Consider the following 11,814-nt stretch of genomic DNA (forward strand, 5'->3'; position numbering starts at 1 on the left):
GGAGCATCCGGTCCGAAACGTCACTCACGACGGCCTCGAATAACGCTTCCTTGTCCGAGAAATGGCTATAGACCGTCATCTTTGACACCCCCGCCTCTGCGGCGACGGCCTCCATGGTTACGGTGTCGTAGCGCTGCCCGGAGAACAGCCTCGTTGCCGCTTCCACAATGGACGTGTGCTTGGCGGCATCTTTCGGGCGACCGACGCGGCTCTCTGGCGAACTTTTCTGCACGTAATAATTCCTCCTTGCAATTTATGTACTTTATAGTCTAGCATATCGGTTGCTGTACTAATGGGTATAGAAACACATGCGCACGTCAAAGACTAGCAAATACATTCATGCGAAGTGCAACGGCCGCCCATCGACAGCGCAGGAGCGAGCCGCTCCGCTTGCGTCTCTGTCATTGGCTCCACATGTGACGTTCAGTTGCAGCGGCGGGGGGCAATGCGCGTGCGCGTCTGGTAACCCGTTCCGCTGACTCTATTCTCGAAAAGCTACAGAGACTTTTGCGCGAATCAGCGGAACGGAACACTAGCTGCGTGCCTGTCGCGCCGGCTTTGCACCAGCACATCGAACACCGTGCCATGCTGATCCACTCGCAGTCGCGTAAGTCTCTTGCTGCGCTCATCGGCCCGTGCTATCTCGCTGATTGCGCGGTCCTATCCGGCGAGCCGGGATTCGATGTTGCCGGCGTGTCGAGCAGGTCACCGATGCATGGTCTGGCCGAGCCGGCGCGCCGGCTCAGGCTGAACCGGAAACACCAGCGAACAGCTGATGGCGACAGCGGGGAATCGGTGGCCGTGACAAAGCGGATTCCGTCTTCTTCATTGCATCATTTTACCGCCGCCTGTCCAATAAACTGACAGCGCCGCTCCTGACGATGTGCATTGGCAGCGGGCAAGGCCTAGCGGCCATTTTTGAAAACCTGCAATAACCGGTATTCGAGACCCTACGGAAGAGAACAAACATGGCAATTGAAACGGTAGGAAGCGTCGGCGCGGGCATCATGGGAAACGGGATCGCTCAGGTCGCCGCAGTCACCATGCTGAAGGTCGTGATGATCGACCTTGAGACGCTGGTCGCCAAAGAAGAAATCGACGCGGCCACGCGTGATGTGGCGCTTGCCCGCATTGAGACCTCTATGCCATGAAGCGCGAACGCCTGACACGCTCACAGCGCAGAGAGCAGACTCGAGAGCTCCTGTTTGAAGCTGCGCGGAAGATCTTCATTGAAAAGGGACTGGCCGCAACGAGCGTGGAGGAAATCGCTGAAGCGGCTGGCTATACGCGCGGCGCGTTCTATTCAAATTTCGGCGGCAAACTTGAACTGCTGATCGAGCTACTACGCCGCGATGACGATACGGCGCTAGCGAATCTTCAGCGGATCATGAAGGAGCGTGGCACGCCCGAGGAAATGAAGGAGCGCGCCGTCGCGCACTACAGCCGTTCTTTTCTTGAGAACGATTGCTTTCCGCTTTGGGTCGAGGCCAAATTACTGGCGTTCCGAGACACCGCGTTTCAGCAGCGCATCAATGCCTTCCGGCAAGAAAAGCTCGAACAGATTAGTGCGTACATCCGTAGGATTTCGGAGTGCGATGGCAGCCCGATGGGGCGCCAGACCGACGCTCTCGCGCTTGGCTTGATGAGCCTGTGCGATGGGGTGCAGTTATTTAGAATGGGCGATCCGCATTTGATGAGCGACAAGATGATGCAAACAGTGCTTACCGGATTCTTTTCAGGTGGATTGTGGGCATCGCCGCAAGAAATACCTTTGGCCGATCATCGGGCGGGCGTGCCCGACTGAGTCCAGGGACATTGGAACGCCACTGCGGGGCGTATACGATCCGCGACCACAGCCTGGCATGTTGAAGTTGAAGCGGCGCAACCGCCTGGGCGACGCGCTGTACCTCGGTCGCGTCTCGTTTGTTAGAAATAACTGACCCGGCAGGGTTCGTCAGTCTCGAGCGGCTGGTGCGGATCAGTTATGTATGTCAGCAGTTGACGGAGATGGCCGTGTGTACGACGCAGGAATTCGCCAAACACCCATTGTGGGGAACCGCAGGGATGACCGCCGCAAGTTTGATCCGGTGTCGAACCATGTCGTCGACGCAATCAGTCACTGAATATTCGGCCGGTGGCAGTGGGCTCAGCGAAGCCGGTGAGATAACTCATTTTGCGCCCGGCGAATAGCCTCATGGTACGCAACCCCGGAACGATGAAATTGTCTAGGAAGGGCTATGGTTCGAGGTAGTTTTGTTGGCGTGACCCTTCCCAACCTTCGACGCTGTAACACCGGACAATCAATTGGAACCCTCAGACCTGCTGCAGTTTCGCGGAAGTAACGCGCCTCTTCTGTATCCGTCGGCACGCCTTGGTAACCTGACGCTTTCGAGCGCATTTCAGCCCATATTCAGCGTGTCGCATCGTCGCTCAATTGGCTATGAGGCGTTGCTCCGGGTGCGCGACCCTACCGGAAAGGAGGTTCATCCGCTTGCGGTATTGGGCCGCACCGTTGAACGGGGGCGTTGGGATAATCTTGAGCGCGGTGTCCAGTTGCTCCATGCATCAAACTTCGCGCAGATGGCGAATGCCCGTGATCGGCTTTTTCTCAATGTCCGGCCAGACGGCTTCATCGTGTCAGAGGCCTATCGCCGCCTGGTAGAGGATAGCATGAGGCGCTTGCAGCTGAGGACTGACCGCGTTGTCCTGGAAGTGCTGGAGACACCGAACGGCAATCTTCAGCAACTCATCGACGGAGTTGCCGCATTTCGGCAACTGGGGTTCCAGATAGCCCTGGATGACTTCGGGGCCGGTCATTCCAACATTGACCGGGTCTGGCAACTCCAGCCCGATATCGTCAAACTGGACCGCACGGTCATCGAGCAGGCTGCTCAGAGCCCGCGTCTCGCGCGTCAGCTTCCGCGACTGGTGTCGCTGTTGCATGGAACTGGTGCTTTGGTTGTGGTCGAGGGGGTGGAAACGCAGCGCGAGGCGTTGGTCGCGACGGAGTGCGATTCGGATTTCGTCCAGGGATTTTACTTCGCCCGCCCGGCCCCACATCGCGCCGACGAAGCCGCATACGGCGCTGTTAATCATATAGCCGGCCTGCTTTCGGTCCAGCAGCGACGGCCAGCGTAAAGTCAAGGTCCAAACCGACTTGATGCACGGGAGTCAGCATGGACAAGTTTGGAGGAATCGATCTGCACTCGAACAACAGTGTGGTGGTGATCTGTGATGAGGTTGACCGGGTCCCCTACCAGCGGCGATTACCCAAGGATGCGCTCCAGATTCGGGCCGCACCCCCACTTCGCCCGCGACCAATGCTTTGAACTGCGCGTCGGAAGAAGGATTTCGGCTGGCCTGGATGGCGGTTGCCCGTGGCGCTTGCCCTGCCAGCACAGCCAGGGGCAGTGCCACGAACCACATTACGTTGATGTGATTCAAAACGCGTTTTTTGCTTCCCGGTACGACGCGCCGCGCGCAGGTCTCAGAAGGAAGTGCGCCAGTGCGGGCAGCAGGATCAGCGCGCCAAGCATGTTCCACAGGAACATGAAGGCGAGCAGCAAACCCATGTCGGCCTGAAACTTGATCGGGCTGGCAACCCAGGTGACGACGCCGACGGCCAGTGTGACGCCGGTGAGCATCACGACTTTGCCGGTGAAGAGCAGGGCACGATAGTAGGCTTCTGACAGGCTCTTGCCCTCGCGCAGCTGCGCCAGTGTTACCGACAGAATGTAGAGCGCGTAGTCGATGCCGATGCCCACACCCAGAGCGATGACCGGTAACGTGGCGACCTTCACACCCATGCCCAGTGCCACCATCAGCGCCTCGGCAAGCACGGAAGTCAGCGTCAGCGGCAGCACCGCCACCGCTACCGCGCGCCAAGAGCGGAAAGTGATGAAGGACAGCACCACCACCGCGCCATACACGAGGTACAGCATCTTGCGCCAGGCGTCCTTGACCGCGATGTTGGTCGCCGCCTCGATGCCGGCGGCGCCGGCGGCCAGCAGGAACTGCACATCCTTTGTGTTGTTCTCGCGGGCGAATGCCTCGACGTGCTCCACCACGCGGTTCAGCGTGTCGGCCTTGTGGTCGCGTAGGTAGACGTACAGGGTGAGGAGGCCGCAGCTATCGTTGTAAAGGCCGCGCGGCGCGCCGGCCGTGACGGTGTTGAGCATGTCCTGGTTGGGCAGGAACTCGTACCACTTTGGATTGCCTTCGGCCAGGCCGACCAGCATGCGGCGATTCAGGAGCGCAAGCGAATTGGTGTCTTCCACGCCGTCAAGTTGGCGCAGTTGCCATTCCAGCGCGTCGATCTTGTTGAGCGTGTCGTATTGGGAGCAGGTGCCTTCCGGCGTTTTGACCATGACCGCGAGCACGTCGCTGGAGGCACCGTAGCTCCGGTTCATGAAGCTGACATCGCGGTTGTAGCGACTGTCGGCGCGCAGCTCGGGCGCGCCCGGATCGAGGTCGCCGATCTTGAGATGGGCGCCAACGGCCAGGCCCGCGATGCTCATGGCTACCGCCGTGGCTACCGCGATGGATGCCCACTTGCGCTGCGTGAAGTGGTCCAGGAAGGCCCATACCGCGCGCTTGTCCTCGCCAGCGGCGTCGGCGGTTTCGGCGCGCAGGCTGCGCGCTGCGGCCTTGGCGCTCACGCCGGTGTAGGACAGCATGATGGGCAGCAGGATCAGGTTGGTGAAGATCAGCGCGGCCACGCCGAGCGAGGCGGCGATGGCCAGTTCACGGATGACCTGGATGTCGATGACCAGCAGCACGGCGAAGCCCACCGCGTCGGCCAGCAGCGCCGTCAAGCCCGCCAAGAAGAGGCGGCGGAAAGTGAAGCGTGCCGCCACCAGCTTGTCCATGCCGCGCCCGACGTCCTGCATGATGCCATTCATCTTTTGCGCGCCGTGGCTCATGCCGATGGCGAACACGAGGAAGGGTACGAGGATGGAATAGGGGTCGAGCGTGTAGCCGAGCGTCGGCAGCAAGCCGAGCTGCCACACCACGGCGACCAGCGAAGCCGCAACGACCAGCAGGGTAGAGCGGATGCAGCGCGTGTACCAGAAGACCATGGCCGCCGCGATCGCGACCGCCAACGCGAAGAACATCAGCACCGCGCGCACGCCGTTGATGAGGTCGCCCACGAGCTTGGCAAAGCCGGTGATGTGCACCTTCAGGCCCTGCTGCTCGTATTTCACACGCAGGGCATCGAGTTTTTCCGAGAAGGCGGCGTAGCTGAACGGCTGGCCGTCCGGCGTGCGGGCCAGTACCGGCACGAAGATGACGGTGGACCGCGAATCGAGGGAAACGATCTGGCCGATCTCGCCCGAGCGGGCGATGTTGGCGTCGAGCGCCACCAGGTTTTTCGCCGTCCCGGTGTAGCCGTCGGGTATCACGGGGCCGCCTTCGAGGCCATCCTCTGTCACGCCGACCCAGCGGGTCGAGGGCGTCCACAGCGATTTCATCTTCATTCGGTCGACGCCGGGCAGCAGGAAGATCTCGTCGGAAAGACCGCGCAGCGCGCGCAGATAGTTGGCGTCGTAGATGGTGCCCTTGGGGTTCTCCACGGCGATGCGCACCGCGTTGCCGAGACCGGAGAGTTCGTTCTGGTAGCGCAGGTAGTTCTGGATATAGGGGTGGTGGGACGGGATGGCTTTTTCGAAGCTGGCGTTTAGGTGCAGCTTGGTGGCCTGCCAGCCCAGTAGCGCGGTGACGATGGCGCACAGTACCACCACGACCAGACGGTGGTTGAACAACGCTCGTTCCACGAGCGAGCCGGAGCGCGGATCGAAGGTGCCGACTTTGTCCATGTGGATGACGGGAACAGACTTCATTTCTGGCCTCCGTTGGGCGCAGACAGAACGCCCCGAACGCTGAGCGTGAGCAGCGAACCGTCGCGCCTAGGGAAAACGCCGGTCAGGGATGGCAACGGGGTGCTGTTCAGCGTAGCGAAAGCGCCTTCGCTTTCACTGAGCACCATGCCCGCCTGGTCCACCAGCACCAGCGAGCCGTCCGCGCGCACGGCCGAGCCTGTGATGGATGCGGCGTCTGGCGTCGTGATTTGCTCCCAGTTCGCGCCGGCATCGAGCGAGCGCAGCACGTTGCCGCGCAGCCCGGCCACCACGATTTCGTTGTCGGAGGGAAGCTCGGCGGTGAAGAAGCTGCCGCTATAGGGGGTCTTGATTGCCGTGAAGGTCTGGCCGCCGTCTTCTGACAGCCGCACCAGTCCCTGTTCGCCGCACACGAGAATGCGTTCGCCGTGACGCCGGATCGCATACAGGTGCAGGCCATGAGGGTTGTCCAGGCGATCCGCCCTGGAGGTCCACTTCTGCCCGCCGTCCGTGGTGGAGTAGGCCATGCCGTAGGCGCCGACGACGATCACGCGCCGTGCGTCGAGCACCAGCAGGTCGAGCAGGGGCTTGTCGGGGCCGTCGGCCACAAGGCGCTCGGCATCGTGGAGGGCCGTAGCATTGCCATTCGCCTGGGCGGCAGCAAGGGAAATCTGCGCGGCCTGACGGCCGTCGAGCACGCGTGTCCAGGTCTCGCCGCCATCGACGGTGGCGAGCACGGTGCCGCTATGGCCGACCGCATAGCCATGTTTGTCATCGGCGAAGCGAATTGCCGTCAGTGTCACGCTGACGGGCGCCGAGACCTGGCGCCATGTAGCGGCATTGTCGTCCGATACCACCACGATGCCGCGCTCGCCCACTGCAACCAGACGCTTGCCCGCCTGCGCGATACCGAGTAGTACCGATTGCGCTGCCCGCTGCGAGATGACGGCAGGGCGATCCAGCGCGGGACCGACAGGCGCGGCGGACCAGGCTGTGCCCACGCCGAATGCACCGATGCAGGCGGCAAGCAGAGCTCGCGCGTGCCACCGGGTGGGGTGATAAAGCATGACATTGTCTCCTGCTTGCTGGCTCTTGGTTTTATATTCACGACAGTTCGTTACCACCCGGTAGCCGGGCTTCTCGCGCTTACGCTCCTGACCTGCTTTGAGTCTGGCTTTGTACGGCATCCGCTTAGATCCACGCGCCCCTTGATCTCACGGTTTTATAACAATCGCACCCCCTTCCGAACAAAGCCATACTCATGTTGATGTGAGGGTTAGCGCACGCTTGCGCCAGCCATGTTTTCGGGTGCGAAGAACGATTCCGGATAGGGGGTCGCGTTGATCTTGTATTGCATCTTCTCCTCGGCGCCGAGTCCCATGGCGTCATAGCTGCCGGCTGACAGGTCGTAGGCGCCGAAGCCGAAGGGGATTTCGCCGGGGACGTCGGGCATGGCGACCGGGATCGAGTAAGTCAAGCGCCAGAGCTTGTCGTTGGCGTCGTAGCGGTCGGCCAGCACAGCCAGCCAGGAGTCCTCATCGACGTAGTAGAGTGATTTCTTCGAGGTGTGGCGCTCGCCAGGTTTCAGTGTGGCTTCCACCACCCAGACGCGGTGCAGTTCCCAGCGGATGTAATCGGGGTTGAGGTGATGCGGGCCGAGGACGTCGCTGTCCTTGGTGGCCGCCAGCCAATGGTTGCAGTTGTAAGGGATGTACATCTCCTTCTTGCCGATCAGTTTCCAGTCGAAGCGATCCATGCGACTGGAGAAGGTTTGGATCTCGTCGAACGACATAACACCCGCGGCGGCTGGGGTCGGCGTGTCGCAGCAGGCGTTGGGCAGCTTGCGCACGCGTCGCTGGCCCACCAGGTAGACCCACGTGTTGGTGTGGGATTCGTCGATGGTCTGGTGGCCGACGATCGCTTCGCCTGCGCGGATGGCCGGGCCGTGGGTGTCGACGCGGACCATCGAGTAGTCGTCGCGGAGATTGTCGGAAGATCCGTCCTTGAAGTAATAGGGCGAGTTGCTTTGCTCGGTGACGTCCGAAAGCAGCACGGCCTTGCCGTCGGCCGTGACCTGCCAGTTGTGCGCGTTCTCGACAAAGGACTCGCCGCCCCAGTGCAGTTTGTGATTGAGCATGACTTCCGCCCCATTCTTGGGGATAGGGAAGGGAATGCCGCCAATGGCACCCTTGGACATAGCCCCCGAGCTGGATTCGACCAGCGTGGCGCGCGTGGCGTTCTGGAAGGTATTGTCGTAGACGTATTGCGGCGCGGCGGCCGAGCGGTGTGTCGGGTAGACGTCGAGGCGATAGGTGTCGGGGTACTTCTTCAGCAGCGCCTTGACGCCGTCGGCCAGCTTGTCGGCATACTGATCTATGTTCTTCGCCGTGATCTGCAGTATGGGCTTTTCATTGGCGAAGGGGTCAGGGCGGCGGCCGCCGTTCTTAAAGCCGGGGGTGGGCGTTATCAGGCCGCCGGTCCAGGCGGGAATGGTGCCTTCCTTGTTGCCGGCCTTTTCGGCGCCGAACGGTGTCAGGTCGCTTTTCAGGTGGGCGGCTTCGTCGGCAGTAACGGCGGCGTGGGTGGCGGCCATTACGGCCAGGGCGGAAAGCACCGTGGCGGCGCGGGCGAGTGTCTGGAATTTCATGAATTGCTCCTCTCTTGCCTTTGGATCAGAAAGTAGTGGTTACGGACAGCGCGACGAAGTCACGGTCTTTCATGTACTGCCCGTAGGTGAGGGTCGCGGGGGAGCCGGCTAATATCGGAGCACTTGGGCCGTAGAAGTGCGTGTAGGCCAGGCTGAAGTGCCACTGGTCGAGGTAGATGCCCTTCACGCCGATGCTCATGTCGCCGCCGTTTGTTGCGGGCAGCGAGGGCCCCAATGCTTGTGAACGTGAGCCGGCGGGACTCCAGCCGATGCCGAGAGGCACGCTGATGTCCAGGCCCGGTAGCACCTGGCGGTAGGTCGGCTCCAGCACCATGCGCAATGCCCACGCGTCGCGCGTGGAGTTGGGATCGAGCGCCTGGGGGTTCTTCTGCACCGACAGCACGCGGTTCCACATGACTTCGGCGGTCAGCGAGGCTTCGCGGGCCAAGGGCGACGAGGGCAGGGTCCAGAGCGTGCTGGCGTTCATGTGGGCGGTGCGTCCCACGGCATAGGCGGGATTGCCGCTGTTGTTGTTGGCCGCCGTGCCGGTCAGCGCCGACACGTCACTGGCGCTGGAGGAGGCCAGATCCTGGTTGTTGCGGATCGATGCCTCGATTGCCAGCTGGATGTCGCCGAAGGTGTGCGAGGCGCTGGCGCCCAAAGCGGTGATGCCCTCCTGGTAGACCAGGTGGTAGTTGGTCGGCACGCCGGCGGGCCCGATGTCAGTGACTACCTGCGGGTTCTTGTCGTTGAAGCGTACAGCGTACAGGCCGAAGTCGGTATCAAGCGCCGAGAAGCGCAGTTCCAGACCGCCCTGGCCACTGTTTTTCGCGTCCTGGTTCCGGCCCCGAAACAAAGGGTTGGGATCGCCGGGGATGTACAGGCCTTCGCCGCCTGCGGGCTCGAAATCCAGGCCGGAGAAATAGCTGCCGGCTGGGGGCAGGCGGTTGGCCTCCCAGGTGAACTGGTAGAAGGCGCCCACCGAAACGGCGGGGGTCAGTTGCCATTGCGCCGATAGTTGCGGTACCGGCAGTATGGCTTCCTTGAACTGTGTGCTGGGCACGGAGGCCAGCTTGATGACGTCCGAGGGGGCCATGGCGCCGGCGATGGCGTTGCTGCCGAAGAACAGACTTTCGCCCCACAGCACCGAGTGCTGGCCGGCTCGCACGTTCAGGCGCGTGCTGCCAATGTCGAATCCGCCGAACATGAAGGCATCCAACAGCTCAGCGTCGCGACCCTCGAGGGTGCGGGTCGTAGGGTTGAAGGTGTTATAGGCGCCGGAGAAGCGATTGGCGGTACCCGGAGAGTTGTTGTCGTTATACGTGTTGTAGACGCTGTCGTACCAGGCCGCGCCACTGACACGAAAGCCATAGCGCTGCTTATAGACCACGTCGAGCTCGCTCAGCCAGTCCACGCGGTTGGAGATCAGGCCCGGTTTGAAGTTGCGATTGCCATCATCGGTGTTGGCGGAAAAGGCGTTGCCAGTAAGCAGCGAGTTGCTCTGACCATCCACCCTGAACGCATTGCTGTATTTCAGCGTGTTGTCCCAGCGGACGGAAAGATCGTCATTGCCCGTGCCGATATTGAAAGCATGCGCCTGGGGAGTGGCGCAGGCCGCCGCCGCCAATGCGAGCATGCCCATGCGATGATTGGGTTTCTTGCAGTGTTCCACCTTTGTCTCCTCTCGCGTGTTGTGTTGTGTTGTGTTGGGGGTGCTGTCTGGTAGGGATCCTAAATTGGCTCGCCGAGGAATTTGTAGCAGTCCAGCAGCAACACGGCGGTTCTTTGCGCGTTGCCGACCGGGTCTTCGCGTTCCCATCCGGAAATCTGGAACGACGCCTCGCAGACGCGTTTGACGCGCGGGATGCGGCGGCTGCTGTAGGCCTCCAGCGCCTGCGCGGCCTTGCCCGGGGCGGCCAGGCACTCGGCCAGCACCACAGCGTCTTCGATAGCCCTGCCGCCGCCCGAGGTCATCGATACGACTACATACCGGACCTTTCGCCGCCGTCCTTCGAGCAACGCGTGTCCGACGAGCCGTGCACCGGTCATGCCGTAGGGATGCCCGACGGAAATGCCTCCGCCGTGAACGTTGTAGCTGAGCGGGTCAATACCAAGCCGGTCGCGGCAGTAGAGAGCCTGGCACGCAAACGCCTCGTTCAATTCCCACAGGCCCACGTCCTGAACTCGCAGACCGTGATGGGCCAGAAGTTTCGGGATGGCATAGACTGGGCCAATGCCCATTTCCTCCGGCGCACAACCAGCCACGGCCATGCCAAGGTAGGTACCGAGAATGTCTAGTCCACGCCTCTCCGCGAGCTGGCTGTCCATCAAGACGCACGCGGACGCCCCATCTGAGAGCTGACTTGCATTGCCCGCCGTCACCCGCCCTCCCTCCAGAACCGGTTGCAATTTCTGGAGATTGTCCAACGTCGTGTCGGGTCGATTTCCCTCATCGCGCGCAAGTTCGACCTCCTTGAATGAGATCGTCTGAGTAGCGTTGTCGACTACCTTCATCGTTGTGCGGATGGGAACGATCTCATCGTCAAACACGCCGGCCCGTTGCGCCGCCGCCGTTCGCAACTGCGATTCGAGTGCGTACTCGTCTTGCGCGATCCGGCTGAGGCCGTACTTTTCCGACACGAATTCTGCGGTCTGCAACATCGGCATGTAGGCATGCGCGGCAGAAGCGACGACTGCGGGATCCTGCTCGTCCGCTGTCCAAGCCATGTACCGCTCCTGCAAGGCGGAAATGTTCTCCTGACCGCCTGCGACAACGATTTGCATTCCATCAACCATGATCTGCTTGGCGGCAGTCGCGATCGCCATCAAACCTGACGAGCACTGGCGGTCAAGAGTTTGACCGGACACGGTCTCAGGTAGGCCTGCGGCCAGTGCCGCAAAACGTGCCAGATTCCCTCCTGCCGTTCCTGCACCAAGCACGGTGCCTACAACAACGTCGTCAACTTCGGATCCCTCAGCTGATGCTCGCCACACCGCGTGACGGATGGCATGCCCCATCAGGGTTGGAGATTTCGTGCAATTCAGCGACCCGCGGAACGCTTTGCCGATGGGCGTTCGCGCCGTCGAAACAATGACCGCTCTTCGCAATTTCGTTTCCCTATAGCACTTTTGGCAGGTCTCACTGTAAATCCAACACCAAGCAAATGCTTGTTTAAACATGCCGTGAAATACCCGGGCATCGCTAGGGGAAACACTACTGATCGAAGCAGGATAACCTAGCATATGCTTGGTCTTATGCCTTACATCACATCGCAGACAGCCAAGGACACGTCACCGGGCCGCGCACAGCGCAAGGCGACCGCACGCTGG

The 11,814-nt window shown here is 61.4% G+C and carries 7 protein-coding genes and 2 pseudogenes; 3 read left to right on the forward strand and 6 right to left on the reverse strand.

Going from position 1 to position 11,814, the window contains the following annotated elements:
* Positions 1–232, reverse strand: a 232-nt coding sequence (locus tag F759_RS0133890) for a TetR/AcrR family transcriptional regulator (RefSeq protein WP_027803710.1), incomplete at its 3' end; no start/stop codon positions are given.
* A gap of 736 nt (positions 233–968) precedes the next feature.
* Here F759_RS0133890 and F759_RS0133895 point away from each other — a divergent pair.
* The 3 genes and pseudogenes from F759_RS0133895 to F759_RS39495 all read left to right on the forward strand — a co-directional run.
* Positions 969–1,142, forward strand: a pseudogene (locus F759_RS0133895) (3-hydroxyacyl-CoA dehydrogenase NAD-binding domain-containing protein); the annotation flags it as partial.
* Positions 1,143–1,147: 5 nt separating this feature from the next.
* Positions 1,148–1,804, forward strand: a complete 657-nt coding sequence (locus tag F759_RS39490; protein ID WP_036025983.1) for a TetR/AcrR family transcriptional regulator — start codon at positions 1,148–1,150, stop codon at positions 1,802–1,804.
* A 500-nt stretch (positions 1,805–2,304) separates the two neighbouring features.
* Positions 2,305–3,138 (forward strand): EAL domain-containing protein, encoded by an 834-nt coding sequence (locus tag F759_RS39495; RefSeq protein ID WP_084534436.1) that lies wholly within the window; start codon positions 2,305–2,307, stop codon positions 3,136–3,138.
* Between the two features lie 302 nt (positions 3,139–3,440).
* Here F759_RS39495 and F759_RS0133910 read toward each other — a convergent pair whose 3' ends face one another.
* The 5 genes and pseudogenes from F759_RS0133910 to F759_RS39500 all read right to left on the reverse strand — a co-directional run.
* Positions 3,441–5,840, reverse strand: coding sequence for an efflux RND transporter permease subunit (locus tag F759_RS0133910; protein WP_036025986.1), 2,400 nt, complete (start codon positions 5,838–5,840; stop codon positions 3,441–3,443).
* A complete protein-coding gene (locus F759_RS0133915; RefSeq protein WP_244438984.1) occupies positions 5,837–7,024 on the reverse strand; it encodes a WD40/YVTN/BNR-like repeat-containing protein in 1,188 nt (395 codons plus the stop codon). The genes F759_RS0133910 and F759_RS0133915 overlap by 4 nt, the downstream gene beginning before the upstream one ends.
* Positions 7,025–7,113: 89 nt before the next feature.
* Positions 7,114–8,484, reverse strand: coding sequence for a DUF1329 domain-containing protein (locus tag F759_RS0133920; RefSeq protein ID WP_027803714.1), 1,371 nt, complete (start codon positions 8,482–8,484; stop codon positions 7,114–7,116).
* Between the two features lie 25 nt (positions 8,485–8,509).
* Positions 8,510–10,156: a DUF1302 domain-containing protein gene (locus tag F759_RS0133925; protein WP_027803715.1), complete on the reverse strand. Its 1,647-nt coding sequence runs from the start codon at positions 10,154–10,156 to the stop codon at positions 8,510–8,512.
* A gap of 284 nt (positions 10,157–10,440) precedes the next feature.
* Positions 10,441–11,592, reverse strand: a pseudogene (locus F759_RS39500) (acetyl-CoA C-acyltransferase); the annotation flags it as partial.
* Between the last annotated feature and the right edge of the window lie 222 nt (positions 11,593–11,814).

Source organism: Paraburkholderia dilworthii (assembly GCF_000472525.1).
Taxonomy (GTDB): domain Bacteria; phylum Pseudomonadota; class Gammaproteobacteria; order Burkholderiales; family Burkholderiaceae; genus Paraburkholderia; species Paraburkholderia dilworthii.

Coding starts and splice junctions, on each gene's coding strand:
- F759_RS39490 (WP_036025983.1), top strand. CDS start 1,148: ATGAAGCGCGAACGCCTGACACGCTCACAGCGCAGAGAGCAGACTCGA.
- F759_RS0133910 (WP_036025986.1), bottom strand. CDS start 5,840: ATGAAGTCTGTTCCCGTCATCCACATGGACAAAGTCGGCACCTTCGAT.
- F759_RS0133920 (WP_027803714.1), bottom strand. CDS start 8,484: ATGAAATTCCAGACACTCGCCCGCGCCGCCACGGTGCTTTCCGCCCTG.
- F759_RS0133915 (WP_244438984.1), bottom strand. CDS start 7,024: ATGCCGTACAAAGCCAGACTCAAAGCAGGTCAGGAGCGTAAGCGCGAG.